The organism is Gaoshiqia sediminis, from assembly GCF_025907915.1.
GTDB lineage: Bacteria > Bacteroidota > Bacteroidia > Bacteroidales > Prolixibacteraceae > Gaoshiqia > Gaoshiqia sediminis.
The window spans coordinates 150,098-166,791 of record NZ_JAPAAF010000002.1 but is presented as its reverse complement, the minus strand read 5'-3'; the positions used below and the strand labels follow the sequence as shown (position 1 = coordinate 166,791).

Sequence of the window (16,694 nt, the reverse complement as noted above, 5' to 3'; positions counted from 1 at the left end):
AAAAACAACGGAGAAACCTTATTTTCATTAGCCCACCTTAGTAGAAAACATTAACCCAATTCCCGGCAAACCTTATTACCTTATTTATTCCGAAACGTTAAATCAACCCTTTGCCCCCCAGCAAACACAAATAAAACAACACCTCAATGATTTGTTGCAAGGCGCCCAGGCAATCGCCCGTGTAGCCCCCAATTTTCCGTTCGATGTATTTTTTGAACAGGAAGGTAATGAGCAACGACACCGGCAATACCACAGCCATCAACTGCCACGGGAAAAGCGCTGCCGGGACCAGCCCGAAGAAAACAGCCAGCAGCAGGTCGGAGTTTCTGCCCCGTTTGCCGATGGGTTTGGTTTTGCTCAGCTCGTCCTCGCGCGAATATTGGCTGGTAAAAATGACGAGTACCGGCATCAGGCGGCCAAAAGCATGCCCGGCCACCAAGGCCAGCGGAACGGTATAAACCGGCAAGGCTTGCAGCGCCAGAAATTTGGTCGCCAGCATGCCAATCAGACCTATGGTTCCGTAGGTTCCAATTCGGCTGTCTTTCATGATGGTGAAAATCTTTTCGCGCGTATAGCCTCCTCCAAAACCGTCGCAGAAATCGGCAAAGCCATCTTCGTGAAATGCACCGGTGAGCAAAATGGTCGCCAGCATACTCAAAAACACACTCAAACTTACCGGAAACAACTGCACCAAGCCGTAGAATACCGCAGCGCCCAGCCCACCCACGATCAAGCCAATCAGCGGGAAATAACGAGTTGAACGGTTCAGCCGCTCCGGCGAGTACTCCAGCGTTTTGGGCACCGGGATGCGCGTGTAAAACATCAGCGCGGTGAGAAAGAGGTTGAGTTGTGTTCTCATGATATTCGGATTATTAGATTTCTGGATAACTGGATTGCCGGATCATTGGATTTTCGGGTAGCTGCCCAAGCATCGACCTAAACCGCAGGAATAGTCAATTTACAGTAGTCTGATAATCCAGCAGTCTGAAAATCCAAAAATCTGTATTACCCTTTATTCGAAACCCCGGCATCTTCGAAGCTGGCCATTTCGTTCAGAAAAGTTGCCGCTGCTTGGATGACCGGATAAGCCACCGCAGCGCCCGAACCTTCACCCAAACGCATGCCCAGACTCAGGACCGGCTCCGCCTGCAGATGTTCCAAAATCAGCTGGTGCCCCTGTTCTTCCGACGCATGACAGAAAATACAGTTGTCGCGGACCGAGGCGTCAAACTGAATGGCAGTCAGCGTGGCTGCCGTGGTGATAAAGCCATCCACCAGGATGACCATCTGCTGCCTCCTGGCTTCCAGTATGGCGCCTGTCATCATGGCAATCTCGAAACCGCCAAAGGTAGCCAGTGTTTCCTCAACCGAAGTGGGGTTATACTTTTCTGAAACGGTTTTCAGGACTGATGTTTTGTAGTCGAGCTTGTCGCCCACCATACCTGCACCTTTGCCGGTACATTGTTCAATGGGCAGCCCCAGAAAGCGGTGCATCAGCAGCGACGACGCCGACGTGTTACCAATTCCCATTTCACCAAAACCAATAACATTACAACCGGCAGCGGCTTCGGATTTCACCAGCTCTGCCCCGCGCATCATAGCCTCCTGGCACTGTTCAACGGTCATGGCCGGTTCTTCCAACATGTTTTTGGTGCCCATATCCACCTTGGCATTAATGACTGGCATGTCTTTCGGAAAGTAAAAATCAACACCGGCATCTACCACTTTCAGATTGATGCCGTTTTGCTTGCAAAATACATTGATGGCGGCGCCACCGGCACAAAAGTTCATCACCATCTGCCAGGTTACTTCCTTCGGATACGGGCTCACACCAGCATCGGCCAGGCCATGGTCGCCGGCAAAAACCAGCATGGCCGGATTTTTTAACTCGGGCGAAAGAGTCTGCTGGATCATCCCGATTTGCAGGGCAATGCGTTCCAGTTGTCCCAATGACCCGGTGGGCTTGGTTTTCAGGTCAATTTTGTGTTGAAGTTGGTCTTTTAGTGAGTTTGTCATTTATCGTCAATTTTTATTATTTGAAAAGTATAGTGAGCAGCGAGATACGAGTAATACTTCTTATCTCACTGCTCACGACTCGCTACTTAATCTTCACCGGGATGCCCGACACCATCAGGTAAACGGTGTCCGCCTGCGCAGCGATGTGCTGGTTCATCCAGCCTTGCAGGTCGGCAAACTTGCGGGCCATTTCATTTTCGGGATGAACACCCATGCCCAGCTCGTTGGTTACTACAATTAAGTCCATATCCTGCTGAATGAACTGTTGCCACTCGGCTTTGGCAGCTTCGAGCGCTTCATCTAGCTGGTAGCTACAGTCGTGGAAAAAGTTGGTGAGCCACAGGGTTACGCAGTCCATCAACACCACCTTGCCAGAGAAGTCGTGTTTTGAAAGCTGCTTTTCTTCCTCCACATTTTCCCAGCGCTGGTCGCGGTCGGCTTGGTGGCGGCGCACCCGTTGGGCAAAATCCTCGTCCCAAATACGGGCGGTTGCCAAATACACGGGCCGTTCACTTTTGCCCTCTGCCATTTGCTGGGCAAAGCTGCTTTTCCCAGACCGGGCGCCACCGGTTACAAGAGTTATAGTTGCCATTCGGGTTTCAAATTCCAAGTTTCAAATTCCAAGTTTCAAATTTCAAGTTCCAAAAGAAAATCGTGAGTAGTGAGACAAATTTGAGCGGAACTATTGTACTTTATTTAAGCCACAAAGAGCACAGCGTTGCTCACGGAGTTTCACTGAGTAAAAACTGATCACTGCTACTGAACACCGAGACTGATCACTACTTATCTACCGTACACGAACAAACATCTTTCACAAAACGCCAGCTGATGGTATCGCCGCCTTTTACAGGTTGATTGATGGCCACTTTCGGCTTTTTGCCATTAACGGCATAGTACCAGGCCATTTCGCCGCGTGCCGCTTCAACCCCGTTGATACTGGTTACAAATACGTAATTTGCTACGGGGTGGGTTTTTACCTTGGCAGCATGTTGCAGCGCCTCAAGGGCTGTCATGGAACGGGAACACTCAACCTGTATGGTTTCCGGGGCTTTTTGGTCACCGTAATTTATTTCAACGGTTACAAATTTCGCTTTTCCGGCAACGCCTGGCATACCGATCAGCATCATCAGCATAAAGCCTAAAAAAAATGTGGTTAGTTTCATCAGTTGAGATTTTTGGGTTCTGTATAAGAAACACGAAAACTACCCCTGCCAGGCAAGGGTAGCATTTTCAGATTGCGAATCTATTCTTAATCGAGGAAGATAGCCATGGCAGGCGAAGAACCGACGGTTTTGGTTGCTTCCAGTTCACCTTCAGTTGTGTAAATCATCATATCGCCATTTACCGTGCTCCCTTTGTCAACAAACACGTACGTTTTGCCATCAACCGGATTCACCGAAACACCGTTCAAACCGGTAACTCCGGTAACTAGTGGTTCTGCTTCATACGTTTTGGATGTTGTATTGAATACTTGAACGCCACCAACCAGATTCCAGTTGGCATCGTAACCGGCGGCAACCACATATAGCTTTGTGTAATCTTTGCTGAATGACATGATCGAAGCGTACGAAGTACTGACATTATCCAGTTGATACAAGGTCATTGCATCAGTCTTGGTGTTTATATAACCTAAACCCGTTTCGGTTGAAGGGTCAGACCAGGAGCTAACTAAACTCACATAAAGGTTATCGCTTTTATCTTTCACAAAATAGCTGGATACTGCATCGGTAGTGATATATGAAATTGCTTCTGTTGCCAGGTTCATAACCGCAATCTTTTTAGCGTAGCCCAGTGCAGCATACAATTTACCGTTGGCAATCGCCAAACCTTCAGGCCCACCAGCCAAGGAAATCTTCTTTTCCACAGTTTTGGTCACAACGTTATATTTAACCAGGTACGACATCGAGGAGTCGGTCCAGATATCACCTCCCCAGCACGAAATGTACAAGTAGTTGCCACTAGCAACACAAAAGCGAGGTTTTACAATTTCGGTTGTAATTGTGTCCTGCGCTACAAAAAGCGGGTCAGTTACCACTACGCGGTCGGGATTGTTGTTCATCAAATACAAGCGGTCTTCGTATTCGTAGATATATTGCGGGGCCGAGCCGATCCTTTCACCGCCGTTTTGTTGTTGGTAGTAGAAGGCGGTCAGTTCATCTTCCTCATAGTTATACTTGGTAATTGAAGAAGTGTTTTGCTCGTACCCGCCATAGTTCAGCACATAAGCGCCTTTGGTTAATTCACTTGGATATAATTCATTGTCATCATCGTCGGAACAGGAGCTAAAAAGAGCTGCCGACAGAAATAAAAAAGGAAGTAATCTGAATAACTTTTTCATGATATTAACGATTAGTTTTTGTTGAAATTTAAATCGGTTGAAAGGGTGAAACGGAAACTACGGCCCCACATGGCATAACCCGGTTGGTTGTAATAAGCCGTATCCAGCAGGTTATTGGTGGCAAAGGTTAGTTTGAAGTGTTGGTTGTTTACCTTCAGCTTGCGCGACAGGCCACAGTTCATCAGGAAATAATCATCCAGCATTTCGCCTTCGGGATTGAAAATATTACCCGAGTAGTTGGCCAAACGCCCGCCGGTATAGTTCCCATCGATAAAAACACTCCAGTTCCCGTATGTCAGATTAAGAAAAGCATTGCCGATGTGTTTCGGCACATAAACCACCTGACGGCCAATCAAATCTGTATTTTCATCATCTTTAATTTCAGTTGGGTTAAAGCTGTAATTCAACCTGAGGTTGAAATGTAACTTATCCATGAAAATATCCGTGTTTGATGACATTTCAATGCCCTTGCTGACAACCTGTGACTTATTAAACGGTTCCCATCCGCCACTGGCCGGGGCCCATTCAATCCAGTCTTTTACATCCAGGTAAAAAGCGTTCAACTTCAAATCGGTTTGAACCATTTCGGTACAATACTGATATTGCAGCCCCAATTCGTAATTCATCCCGTCCTCGGGCTTCAAGTCGGGGTTTCCAACAACTGGCCAAAAGCGATCGTTAAAAGTCGGGATGCGATAACTGCGTCCAATGCTTCCGGTTGCTTTCATCACCGAAACCTCATCCGAAAACACGCGATATTCGGCGCCCAGGGAGGGCGTAAACGGCACTTCGAAATTGGTAACTACTTGTTGGCGTAGGTTTAATGTCATCTTTACCTTGTTCCCCGGCATATAAAAGCCCGACAGGTAAAAATCGGCCTGCTGTTCGTAATCAATCACCTCTTTATCGTAAGCATACACATTGGGTTTTAGGTAAGTGTACTTGACGCCAGCTTTGTAACCAAGTTTCACTCCAAAATCCTGTTTACCCTCCAGTTCACCAATCAACCGGTCGGTACCAATTTTTGCATCCTGGTTGGCATTGTACAGCTGCATGTCGTGTACATAACCCAAACCGACTTTGTAGTTGAAGGTATGTTTACGGTTTTCGTATTCCGACCAAAAACGAACATGCTTGTTGTCGAGTGTTTCGGGCTCGACATTATTCATTTTTACCTCATCCATCAGTAACTGAATCTGGTGCCAGTCGTGTTCGAACCACAAAGCCGATTTAAACCATTTTTTATCGCTGAACTTATAATTCAGTTCCTGGATCAAGCCCATGTTTTCGACCATTGCGCCTCGCTGTGTATAACGCTTGTTGTCTGAAGGATCAACAAATTCAAAGTCGTTTTTCAACATAAAATAATACAGGCGTGTAACCGACTCAAGCTTGCCGTTACCAACAAACACCTTCGTGCCATACAACTGTTCGCCGAAAGAGCCTTCCGAAACGGTTGCTTGAACACGGGTACCATCCGTCCAATTGTTGTGCAAGCCCAGGTGGATCGCACCACCAATAGATCCTGAGCCGTTAACAGCCGACGACGAACCATATTGGAGGTCGAAACCATCGAACAAGTACACCGGAACACTTGAGAAGTCGCTGTGCCCCAGGGTGAGGGAATTGATGTTAATGCCGCCAAAATTTACGGAAGTGTGGTCGGGTGCTGTACCCCGAATGCGAATGGTAGATAAGCCGCCTGCATTAGATTTCAGGTAAATAGGGGTAAACCGCATCAACAGCTGATCAAGACCAGTGGCCTGTACGATATCGATTTGAGTACTTGGTATGGACTCAATTTTGGCTCCGGCCTGATACTTTTTGTATGGAGCATAGGTGGCTACCTCGTGTAAGAGAACAGAATCTGCAACTTGTGCCGGTTGGGCGGACAAACTGCCTGATACAAGGGCCAGAATACTTACGAACAGAAAATACCGTCTCATTTCTTAAAACAGAATATGAGCTTAGGATAAAATTTGTGAAAAATACACGACTAAATTTCACCAGCTTTATTCCCGAAGCTTTTGTTATTATTCGAAAAGATTTTGGCAGGTCTTCTGGCTCACCTTACTTTCTGATGCCTTCCCATCCGTCAGATGACGAATAGTGGCTGGGGTTTCAGAAAGCTTTTACAAGGCTTACAGCTGCGGGTACAGCTCCGGATTTACACCGGATTCCCTTTTCATCCGGATCCGGTTGTTACCGAATCCATAGAACCAAATCCGCGACAAATGTAGAAATTATTTAAAAACGGTTATCCTTCCCGGAAAGATTATTCGTAACAAAATAGTTTAGCTATGGATGTGAGCAACTTACCAGTCTCCGCTCAGTCCATCCAATAAGGCTTGATTGTACTTTTCGAGATCGAACCGGTACAGGTAAGGGGCTTTGTGGGCTACGCCCAAACGGCGTTCGGGCAAGCGTTTCAGAATTTTGTAGCTCAGTATTTTCCGCTGAAAATTACGGCGGTCCAATTCCCTGCCCAAAATGGTTTCGTAGAGTTTTTGCAATTCGGGCATGGTATACTTTTCCGGCAGCAGGTTGTAGCCGATGGGCTGGTAGCGAAGTTGAAGGCGCATGGTTTCCAGCGCTTTGTCCAGAATTTGACGGTGGTCCATCATCAGGGTTTCCACCTCGTCGATGCCTTTCCATTCGCAGGTTTGCGAAAATACATCGGGTTGGGGATCAACCTTCGAGAATTCGACCAGCGCGTAAAATCCGACCGACAGAAACCGCTGGCCCAACCATTCGTAATTGGTGAGTTTTACGCCGGCTTTTTTCATGTTCTCGGGCTTCAGCCCGGGATTGCTTCGTTTCGGATCACTAAAAATATGAAACTGGTTCAGGAAAATTTCGCCCAGCCCGGTACGTTCTTTCAACACACGGGTAGCGGCTTCTTCCACCGTCTCCGTTTTACCGACAAAACCTCCCGGAAGGCTCCATTCGTCGATAAACTTCGACTTCAACAACAACACTTTCAACTGGTTATCGTGAAATCCAAACACGACACAGTCAACCGACAAATGCGGCAAACACTGCGATTCCAGCTCCTCGAAATTTACGCCTATGGGTTTTGTCTTACTCACGAAAGTTCTTTTGGTTCACAAAGTAAGCAAATTTCAGGAATTTCTTCGATGTTAAAATCTGTTAAAAGGCCAGCGCCATTAAACGTTCCGGGAAACCGCCAGTCTAATTATCGTAATCGCAAGGGACAAGTTTTCTTTTCATGAATTTGCCGGGAAGCTTTCATACGCAAGCTTCCCGGTTTTTTGTTATTTCGACTTCATCATCTTGTCGCTCACCAAAAAAACGACAGGCTTACCTGAATACGGATTAGTGCGCACAATCACAGGCGTTTTGTAAACGTCCTCTATGGTTTCAAAGGTTAGCACATCGTCGGGTTTTCCCTGGTTGACGATCCGTCCTTCGTTGAACAGCAACAACCGGTCGCAATATTCCGAGGCCAGGTTCAGGTCGTGGATGACCATCAGCACAGTTAGCCCCATTTGCACATTGAGTTGCTGTAAAAGATTTAAAATACGTACCTGGTGCGTAATATCGAGGTGCGAGGTGGGTTCGTCGAGCAGCAGCAATTCGGGTTCCTGCACCAAGGCACGGGCAATGGCGGCACGCTGCTGTTCACCACCGCTCAACTCGGTCATCAGTTTGTTTTTATGCTGAAAGGTTTCGGTAAGCCGCATATATTTTTCGGCAATCTCACGATCACGGCTGGTCTCAAAAAATTGAAACCGTGAATAATACGGAATCCGGCCCATCAGCACATAATCTTCAACAGTGATCTGGTCGGCATCCACAAACTGGGAAACAATTGCGATGTTTTGCGCCCTTTTGCGCAACGAAAGAGATTGCAGCGACCGGCCATTCAACAACATCCGGCCCGAAAGCGGCGGAAGCGAGCCGGTGATGCCCCGAAAAAGAGTGGTCTTCCCCGACCCGTTGGGGCCGATAATCCCGGCAAATGAGCCCTTCTCCAGCGAAAAGCCAATCCCTGACAGCCGGAAAGACGGATAACCGCACGCGAAATTCTCGATATCAAAAAATGCCTGCCCCATCATTACATTCCTTTCCTCATTTTTCGGCTCATCAACAAAATAAAAACCACGCCGCCAATAATGCCCGTAATTACCCCAATTGGCAATTCGTTGGGCGAAATGATAGTCCGGGCCACCACATCAGACAGCACCAGGAACGAGCCCCCCAGCAAAAAAGAGCTGATCAGCAGGATGCGGTAATCGGTACCCAAAAACAAGCGCAATACATGCGGAATGATCAGGCCCACAAAGCCGATGACCCCCGCTACGGCCACGCAAATGCCAGCCAGCAGCGAAGCCAGCAAAAACAACGCTTTGATGGCCACATGGGTATTGATGCCCAGGTGGAGCGCTTTTTCTTCGCCCAACCGCAATGCATTTAAGGGCTGCACAAACAGATACGAAATGAACAGCACCAGCAGTGTAACGATCAGCGTGAGCCACACCAGGCGGGTATCAGGTTCATCCAGCGAGCCCATGATCCAAAAAACGATGCCGTGCAGGTTTTCGGTGCTGCTCACTGCCATCAGGAACATCATGGCCGACGACGCCACAAAGCTGACCATCACACCGGTGAGCAGCATGTGCTGAATATTGATATTTCCGCGGCGCGAGCTCAGCGTATAAACCAGGAAGATGATGAGAAAAGCGCCCAAAAAACCCGAAAGCGGGAGGGCAAAAGCACCCAGCTTTTGGTGCAGTCCCAGCACAATGGTGAACGCCACGCCCAGCGAGGCACCACCCGAAATGCCCAGGGTAAATGGCTCCACCAGCGGGTTGCGGTAAATACCCTGCAACATCACCCCGGCCAGGCTGAGCGCCCCGCCAACAGCAACCCCCAACATAATGCGCGGCAGCCGCACCTGACTGATGAGCATATGCTCCAGCGAGCTTTCGTCGCCCCCGGCAAACAGCAGCCGGAGCGCTTCACCCAGGCCGATTTTCAATTCGCCGGTACTCAGCGATATAAGCACAGCCACCAACAGCAAGGCCGTCAAGCCTGCCACAACCAGTAACCATTTGAAATATTTCGATCGCTCCTTCACGCTGAATGTTTGTATCCGTTTGAAGTTAGAATTCAATGCCCCTGCGCGACGTGATTCCCTGGTCGTAGGGGTGTTTTATTTTGTTGATTTCGCTCACATAATCAGCCCGATCAATCAGCTTAGCGGTTGCCCCGCGTCCGGTTAGCACCAGCTCGGTGCCTGCCGGTTTCTGGTCGATGAAGCCGATCAACGCTTCTTCATCCAGAAAACCATCGCGGACGGTGATCAGGATTTCATCCATAATGAGCAGGTCGGGTGGCGAAGTTTTCAGGTAATCGGTCAAGGTGACCAGGGCTTCTTTCATCTGTTGGCGGAGCAGATCAGTGGTGAGGCTTCTATCACAAAACGGATGTCCGCTGGTAAAGCCCATTACCGTGGCGCCCAGCTTTTTCAGACTGTCGATTTCGGTGTAACCATACACGTCGGGCCGTTTCATAAAGTGGGCATACACCACCCGAAAGCCCTGACCCAGTGCGCGGGCGGCCAGGCCCACCGCTGCCGTAGTTTTACCTTTGCCCGTACCGGTGTAAATATGAATGTAGCCTTTGTCCATCGCGTTGTCTGTTATTGCTTATCCGAATAAATAAGATCGATGATTTCTTCCAGCGCCTCCACAAATGAGATCGGTGTCGGGCTGCACGTGCGATCGGCATCCACGATAAAAATCTGCCCTTTCTTTACGGCGCTCAGACTTTTAAACTGCTCCCAGGTTGCTTTTTCTTCGGCCCCAACAATACCCATTAATACCACAATGATGATGTCGGGGTTACGCAGCAACACGGTTTCGCGGGTGATGCTTCCGATGCTGAGGTCAGCGGCAATATTTTCGGTTCCCGAAAAGCGGAGGAAGTCGTTGCAAAACGTGTTGGGCACCACAGCAAACAACGGATTGGCTCCAATTTGCATGAACGCTTTTTGCCCGGTTTTCTCGTTGGGTACACGTTGTTTGATGGTTTCAATCCGCTTCTGCACGTCTGCGATAATTTTCCCGGCCAGCTCCTTTTTCCCCAGCTTTTCGCCCAGGGCAATAAACTGGCTGCAAATTTCGGCAAACGAGCGCGGCGTTTCGAGCACCATTACTTCAATGCCCAGTTTTCGGAAGGTTTCGATGGTTTTGGGGTTGGTGAGCGTGGTGGTAATTACCAAGTCGGGCTTCAGCATTACCGCCTTCTCGTAGTTTACCTGCACGGCCGTGGCCACCACTTCGGCATCGGTTTTACTTTGGAGGGTGCAGTAGTTGGTGCAGCCCACCAGCAAATCGCCGGCTTCGAGCAGGTACAGGTTTTTGGTGAGCGAGGGCGCCAGCGAAATAATCCGTTCCGGATACTGCGCGGCAGCATGTGTTGCCAGTACAACCAGCAGCAACAGGGCAAAAAAAGTTTTCAAACGCGTTGTCATGCATGTTGGCATTAAGCCCCGGAAAAATCGATTTGGAAGATTTGGAACATTCCAACGATCTTTTTTCCCCGAAGATCAGGTTAAACAATGTGTGTTCCTGGCAGGTCTTCTGGCTCACCCTTCTCCGGGCCTTCCCATCCGGCAGTGGCCGGACAGTGGCGTAAGTTCCGAAGAAACATACAGGTTTACAGCAGCGGGGACTGCTCCGGATTTGCACCGGATTCCCTTATTAAGGCACTTTCCCGACCAGGGAAAGAAAGCCACCAAAACACGGCAAAAGTAGAAAATATTTCAGAGGAATTGATGATAGCGCTCGCAGGGAAATCGCTTTTAAGAATTTAAAAGCCATTCTTTCTCATGAAGGAAATTAAACTGCCCTTTCAGGGGCGTTACCATCCGCCCGGCCACGGCATGCCGTGGCCCTACGCGCCGGATAAAATCCGAAACGACCTAAACCGGGAAAGCCACGTACGGTCACGACACGTCGTGACCTCGTGACCAACATGCCATAGCCACGTGGAAAGCCCAGATTAACTTACCCTGCACCTACCGGAAATACCTCAGGCATTGGAAGCTTTTGAGGCACATGTACATTGAAAGGGTGAACTATATTTTAAAAGCGATTTCCCTGAAAGTGGGCGCAGAGATATTTCCCAGTGAAGGCGAACGATAAAAGTGATCAGGAAAATATTAACCCGGTCAGCGACCTTATTTCCTTCTAGGAGAAAATAAAATTCCATCTAGGAGAAAAAATATTTTCTTCTAGAAGGAATTTTTACGGCATCCGGATAAAAATACACCCAGCCCGTGCGAAACAATAATTAAGTTATCAACAGGTATTGACTTATTCGGATCATTGTCATAAATTGCCTGTGATTATCATATTACCAATTTTTTAATTAATCTTTAAACATGCTGAAATACAAATTAGTTGAGCGTGGCAATCCAAGCGATCCCACCGCTCCCAAAAAAATTTATGCATCACCTGTAAAAAACGGCACCAAAACCATTAGTTCGTTAAGTGGCGATATCGCCGATATTTCATCCCTGAGCCGGGGCGATATCAATAACGTGATCACAAACCTGGTGGAACGGATCCCCAAAGATTTGCTTGACGGCAGATCTGTTAGTTTAGGGGAACTCGGAACGTTGCGCGTAAGCTTTAGCAGCGAAGGTGTTGAAGATGAAAAAGATTTTCACACCTCGAAAATCAAGGGCCTCAAAGTCATTTTTACCCCCGGCAAACTCATCAAGGAAGAATTGAAAAAGGCACAATTCAACAAGTAGGGAAGAATCGATAGCCATTTTTATGAAAGATGCGGGCAAATGCCTGCATTTTTCTTTTCGCGCAGCGTAGTCCCCGCTGTCGGCTAACCATCCCAATGTTACAGGTTAATCACCTTATCCGCTATTTTCTGTAGCAGAATGATGTCCATCATGGTACCGGCAATGCCTACCTCCAGTTGGCCCATCAACCCAAAATGGTTTAAACAGGTTTTGCAGGCCAGCAACTTAACGCCCTTTTGCTCCAGCGTTCGAAGAATATCAACAGCCGGAGAGCCGGTACAAATTAGCTTCACCCCGCCATTGTAGAAAGTGATCACCTTCGGCAATTCGTTTTCTTCGTTGATCAGCGTGAGGTAGTTGGTCACAAGCTGAAGGCCGAGCGCTTCATCACCTGTTCCCATACCGTTCTGCGTAATTTGTATCAGTGCGTTTTTCAGGGATTTCATAGGCCAGCTTTTGTGTTGATTCGGGCCGTAAAGATAATCAGAAAGCGCTATTGTACTTATAAAACCACCATTCGATTTCCAGCGCTGCCAAAAACCTTGCGGATAAAAAAATCCGGTCAGGCATTGGGCGGCGTAACCACCCAGAGCAACTCGCCGGATTCGCCTTCAGTCAATTGCACCTCATGTTCGAGTACTGTGTTGAAGTAAAAGCTGTCGCCGGGTTGTAGCATATAAGGTTCACCATCCAGCAGAAACCGGTAAACGCCCTGCAGCACATGGCAAAATACCTGCCCGGCATGGGGCGCAAAGAAATCCGAAATATCCGAGCCCGGTTTAAACCGAATCAGGTAAGTTTCCATCTGCTTGAGCGGATCGTGGTGCGACAGCAGGTACAGTTCGCTGCCTCCAGCGTTACTTTCAACAAATTTTCTATCCGAAGCGGTAATCAGCGGATTTTGCGACAGCATTTCATTTTCACCAATTAAATCGCCCACGGTGGTGTGCAGGTTTTCGGCTATATTTTTGAGCGTCACAATCGATGGGAAAGCCTTGGCCTTTTCAATTTGCGACAAAGCGCTGGCACTGATCCCCACCCGCTTGGCTAAATCATTCAGTTGAAGATGAAGCAGCTCGCGCTTCTTTTTTATACGTTCACCTAAACGTTTCATGGTCCACTCCTTTCTGTTTTGACCTCGCGGTCCGTAATTCAGGGTAATGTTAGCGAATATTTGCCATACCCACTTGATTAATATTAAATCCGTTAATGGTGAAATACCGGGTCAAGCACTTTTCCTTTTTACCATCCATAGTTGAAGCCCAAACACCCCGATAGCCAACAGGCTGGCCATGAGCGATAACAGGGTAGCCTGGCTAAAGTCCTGAAACCGGTCGAATAGCTCACCGCCGGTAACCGGGCCAAAGATTCCGGCCAACCCGTACCCCCAGAAAATGAACGGATAGATTTTCCCCAGGCGGTGAATGCCAAACTCGTGCGCCGTTTCGCGGGCGAAAAGCACAAAGTTGGCCCCAAACCCCATACCTGTCAGCATCACCAGCAAGTAAAACACGACCACCGGAAATCTAAAATGCCCCAACAAAAAAGTTGACATGCCCTGTACCAACAAGGCGACTGCCAGTAAGGCGAACGTTGGAAACCGGTCACTCACCCAACCCCACCCCAGCCGTCCACTGAAATTGGCCAACGAAAACAGCACTATGGCAGCGGATAATTGCCAGTCGGTATAAACCCCTTCCCCCATAAGCTTCAGGTTGCCAATCACCATCAAGCCGGCAAAAGTACCCAGAAACATGGCTACAAAAAGAAGCAATAACCGGCTGAAGGGAACTTCGAGCTTTTCAGCACGACCCGCACCTACTGGTTTTTCGCGGGGCAAAGCAAATGCAATCAACGCCATCAGCAAGCCGTACGAGACACCGATATAGCGAAATACGTCCAGCACATCGGTCCCCCTATCCAACAGCCAGCCCGACCAAATGGTCAGCAATATTGAACCGGCAGCAAACCCACCCGAAACCATCCCGGTAACCAAGCCTTTCCGCATTGGGAACCAGCCAACCGGCACCGAAAGTGAGCTCATGTAACCCAAGCCGGTACCAATGCCGCTCAACAAGCCAATACCGATGAAAATGATTTCAAAATGCCCGGCGGAATAAGACGCCATCAGATAACCGGAGGCATACAGCAGGGCAGCGGCTAAAATCATCCCCCGGAAGCCGATTTTCCTTAGCAACCTGTCGGCACCAATCATGGACGTGGTAAACGATGCGATCACCGCGCCGAAAATCCATTGGGTTTGTGAAGCTGAAAGCCCGTATCCGTGCTGAAGAGGCGGCACAAACATGCTCCAGGCATAAATGCCGCCCAGAAAAATCATCACGGATACCGGCAATATCAGTATGGCTCGTTTCATCCGGTACTATTTTCCAAGCAACGATGCATATTCCTCAACAGTTGCATCGTTCAGGCAGGCAGCAATAATGCGCCGTCCCAGACTGGACAGGGCCGGATTGTCAAATTTTCTCACCTCACTTTTAAAGAACTCCATCAGGATGCGATGCCCTTCATCATATCCTTGTTCTCCAACCTCGGGTTGACGATATACTTTGAGGAACCGCGAAGGGATTTTTGCTCCTTCAATCGTCAGGTAATTCAACTCGTAACCCAGCAGCGATGAGCGGGCCGGCTGATACTGATCGGGGCGCAATTGAGCGTCACCGCGACGAGTCAGGTATTCGCGCATCAACAGTTGCGGCTTGAATCCCACTTTCCAAACGCCAACATACTGGTTGGGCGCCAGGGTGTAACGAACCTTGGGTGTCGCAACAATTTGTTCGAGCAGCAGGTTGGCATGGTGCACCATTTCGCCGGTCGCAAAGGGCCAGTACGATCCCACGCCCTCACTTTCCATTCCACCAGTGCTAACGATGCTCGGATTGGCATGGCCGCGGGGAGATACCAGTCGCCAAAGCCAGGCCAAAGCAGGTGGCAACAGATGAAACAAGCCAAGAATACCGTAGGATGGCGCCTCGTCTGAACAAGGCGGGGTGCGCACCCCAAAACTGCGAACATCGACGGATACCGGTTTGTCCAAAACTCCCGGCACAATGTCGCGCGGCAGGATTACCCTTGGGTTGGGACATTTCTTGCCCGGGGCATCTTCAATATGGTCCCAAACCAAAGCGGTGGAACCCGGTGTTGTGGCTATGTTCAGGAACAGAAGCGGCTTGGGCGGTTTCAGCGTAATCTTTTCCAAAAACGGATCGTCGCCATACTGGTTGATGGAGTCAACCCGGATAAACCAGGCGTTCTCGGCATCGAGCACGCGCAAACGACCATTTTTCTTTTGAATTGACGGATGGCAAAGCGCCATGTCGTCGGTTACCGGGTTGAACGCGCAGAACAACGGAATGTTGATCAGCCTCCGTTCGCCGGTTTTGGTGTTCTCGCCAATCAGGATTTGCCCGTTTTCCTCGCGCACAATGTGTTGGAGCATTTCACTTTTCCCGCCTCCACTTGCCCCTTCGTGCATGAAAGTCGTGGTATTGTCATACGGACTGACCACCTGCACCGTACTACAGTGAGCAGTCACCCAGTTTTCTTTTTCGCCCTGGCTCAGCAATACGCCGTACAACCCTTTTTTGGCGCTCGGCCCCGGATACAGGTTGTACGAAAACATTTCATGTACATTTTTCAACCGATTGTGAACCACCACTTGTTTGCCATCAAAATGAGTATGCCGGAATGGCGGAGCCACATAAATTATTGACTTGAGTCCAAATCCTTCCGGAAGTTCATCAACCGGGATAATTTGCTGAAGCATAGACAATCCCATGGCAAAGAAAGCCGCATTAGCCGGAGCTACTGCTACTCCACCGGCACCAATGCCATCGCGCCCGGCAAAGAAAAAGAACATGGCCAGGTCTTGCTTTTTCAGCCAATTGAAGGTATCCAGGCGCAAATCGTCGAAAGCATAATTGTACTTATCAGCAAAACGCTCCTTATCCGAGGGTTGGTCATCGGCAATAGCCATCGTGTCGGGGTCGCGGCGCCGCATGTACGGGTCGGTATAATTTGCCGAAACGCCGTTTTTCACGCGGTGCACAATGGCTTCGGTCACCGGCCCCTTCCCCTCCACTTCATAAGCTACTTCAAACTCCTGGCTGGCAGCACCGCCGGTAGCTGCTACAGCCAGCTCGTCGGTGCTGTTAAACACCGTCACGCTTCTACAATTGTTCAGGATATCTTCCAATTCAACCGGAAGAACAATTCCTTTTTCTTTACAAGCTTTGATCAAATTTTCCATTTATTCGTTTTTTATTTATCTCCGATTTTCTTGATAAACGTTGGTATTCAGCCACCAACAACTGACAACACCAGATTCATCTTCCTTTTACGTGACAAAAATAATTAAGTATTGCTTAATTTATTAATTCATGCTTAATTTTTACTATTTCTTAACGAAAAAGAAAACTGGTTGGGAACAGGAGAATTACGACCGCCTGCAGAAGACTAAAAAAGCTTCAAGGATACCACTACCCTGTTCACAAAAGAATGTGTCATTCTCAGCAAACATCAGGAACCGGGAAT

Annotated in this window: 16 protein-coding genes and 2 riboswitches; of the genes, 1 reads left to right on the top strand and 15 read right to left on the bottom strand. The window is 48.6% G+C overall.

All coding sequences use genetic code 11. The features are described 5' to 3' along the window. Positions 1 to 97: 97 nt before the first annotated feature. From N2K84_RS02420 to N2K84_RS02370, 11 genes are all read right to left on the bottom strand, one after another. The gene (locus tag N2K84_RS02420; protein ID WP_282590174.1) at positions 98 to 859 is read right to left on the bottom strand and encodes an adenosylcobinamide-GDP ribazoletransferase; all 762 of its coding nucleotides are present in this window, start codon (positions 857 to 859) and stop codon (positions 98 to 100) included. Positions 860 to 1,005: 146 nt separating this feature from the next. Continuing rightward, a complete protein-coding gene (gene cobT / locus N2K84_RS02415) occupies positions 1,006 to 2,016 on the bottom strand; it encodes a nicotinate-nucleotide--dimethylbenzimidazole phosphoribosyltransferase (RefSeq protein ID WP_282590173.1) in 1,011 nt (336 codons plus the stop codon). A gap of 82 nt (positions 2,017 to 2,098) precedes the next feature. Continuing rightward, the gene (gene cobU, locus N2K84_RS02410) at positions 2,099 to 2,608 is read right to left on the bottom strand and encodes a bifunctional adenosylcobinamide kinase/adenosylcobinamide-phosphate guanylyltransferase (protein ID WP_282590172.1); all 510 of its coding nucleotides are present in this window, start codon (positions 2,606 to 2,608) and stop codon (positions 2,099 to 2,101) included. 187 nt (positions 2,609 to 2,795) lie between these two features. Next, a complete protein-coding gene (locus N2K84_RS02405) occupies positions 2,796 to 3,179 on the bottom strand; it encodes a DUF4430 domain-containing protein (protein ID WP_282590171.1) in 384 nt (127 codons plus the stop codon). 86 nt (positions 3,180 to 3,265) lie between these two features. Continuing rightward, positions 3,266 to 4,354, bottom strand: a complete 1,089-nt coding sequence (locus tag N2K84_RS02400; protein ID WP_282590170.1) for a DUF5074 domain-containing protein — start codon at positions 4,352 to 4,354, stop codon at positions 3,266 to 3,268. A gap of 11 nt (positions 4,355 to 4,365) precedes the next feature. Continuing rightward, a complete protein-coding gene (locus N2K84_RS02395; RefSeq protein ID WP_282590169.1) occupies positions 4,366 to 6,300 on the bottom strand; it encodes a TonB-dependent receptor in 1,935 nt (644 codons plus the stop codon). A gap of 87 nt (positions 6,301 to 6,387) precedes the next feature. Further along, positions 6,388 to 6,593: riboswitch (cobalamin riboswitch) on the bottom strand. Between the two features lie 76 nt (positions 6,594 to 6,669). Next, positions 6,670 to 7,443, bottom strand: a complete 774-nt coding sequence (locus N2K84_RS02390) for an NUDIX hydrolase (RefSeq protein WP_282590168.1) — start codon at positions 7,441 to 7,443, stop codon at positions 6,670 to 6,672. 186 nt (positions 7,444 to 7,629) lie between these two features. Then, entirely contained in the window at positions 7,630 to 8,433 is an 804-nt protein-coding gene (locus N2K84_RS02385; RefSeq protein WP_282590167.1) for an ABC transporter ATP-binding protein, read from the bottom strand. Beyond that, positions 8,433 to 9,455 (bottom strand): FecCD family ABC transporter permease, encoded by a 1,023-nt coding sequence (locus tag N2K84_RS02380; RefSeq protein ID WP_282590166.1) that lies wholly within the window; start codon positions 9,453 to 9,455, stop codon positions 8,433 to 8,435. Before N2K84_RS02380 ends, N2K84_RS02385 begins: the two co-directional genes overlap by 1 nt. A gap of 25 nt (positions 9,456 to 9,480) precedes the next feature. Next, complete coding sequence (locus N2K84_RS02375; RefSeq protein ID WP_282590165.1) at positions 9,481 to 10,008, bottom strand: cob(I)yrinic acid a,c-diamide adenosyltransferase; 528 nt, start codon at positions 10,006 to 10,008, stop codon at positions 9,481 to 9,483. A gap of 11 nt (positions 10,009 to 10,019) precedes the next feature. Further along, positions 10,020 to 10,853: an ABC transporter substrate-binding protein gene (locus tag N2K84_RS02370; protein ID WP_282590164.1), complete on the bottom strand. Its 834-nt coding sequence runs from the start codon at positions 10,851 to 10,853 to the stop codon at positions 10,020 to 10,022. A gap of 82 nt (positions 10,854 to 10,935) precedes the next feature. Further along, a riboswitch (cobalamin riboswitch) is annotated at positions 10,936 to 11,119 on the bottom strand. Positions 11,120 to 11,765: 646 nt separating this feature from the next. Here N2K84_RS02370 and N2K84_RS02365 point away from each other — a divergent pair. Further along, positions 11,766 to 12,140, top strand: a complete 375-nt coding sequence (locus tag N2K84_RS02365) for an HU family DNA-binding protein (RefSeq protein WP_282590163.1) — start codon at positions 11,766 to 11,768, stop codon at positions 12,138 to 12,140. Between the two features lie 98 nt (positions 12,141 to 12,238). On the opposite strand, the gene N2K84_RS02360 is transcribed toward N2K84_RS02365, so the two are convergent. The 4 genes from N2K84_RS02360 to N2K84_RS02345 all read right to left on the bottom strand — a co-directional run bounded on the left by N2K84_RS02360 (position 12,239) and on the right by N2K84_RS02345 (position 16,410). Next, positions 12,239 to 12,586 carry a DsrE family protein gene (locus N2K84_RS02360; RefSeq protein ID WP_282590162.1) on the bottom strand — a complete coding sequence of 116 codons (348 nt, stop codon included), beginning with the start codon at positions 12,584 to 12,586 and terminating at the stop codon, positions 12,239 to 12,241. A 116-nt stretch (positions 12,587 to 12,702) separates the two neighbouring features. Next, positions 12,703 to 13,254, bottom strand: a complete 552-nt coding sequence (locus tag N2K84_RS02355; RefSeq protein ID WP_282590161.1) for a helix-turn-helix domain-containing protein — start codon at positions 13,252 to 13,254, stop codon at positions 12,703 to 12,705. 111 nt (positions 13,255 to 13,365) lie between these two features. Beyond that, the gene (locus N2K84_RS02350; protein ID WP_282590160.1) at positions 13,366 to 14,517 is read right to left on the bottom strand and encodes an MFS transporter; all 1,152 of its coding nucleotides are present in this window, start codon (positions 14,515 to 14,517) and stop codon (positions 13,366 to 13,368) included. 6 nt (positions 14,518 to 14,523) lie between these two features. Beyond that, on the bottom strand, positions 14,524 to 16,410 hold the full coding sequence (locus N2K84_RS02345) for a DUF4914 family protein (protein WP_282590159.1): 1,887 nt from the start codon (positions 16,408 to 16,410) through the stop codon (positions 14,524 to 14,526). Positions 16,411 to 16,694 lie beyond the last annotated feature (284 nt).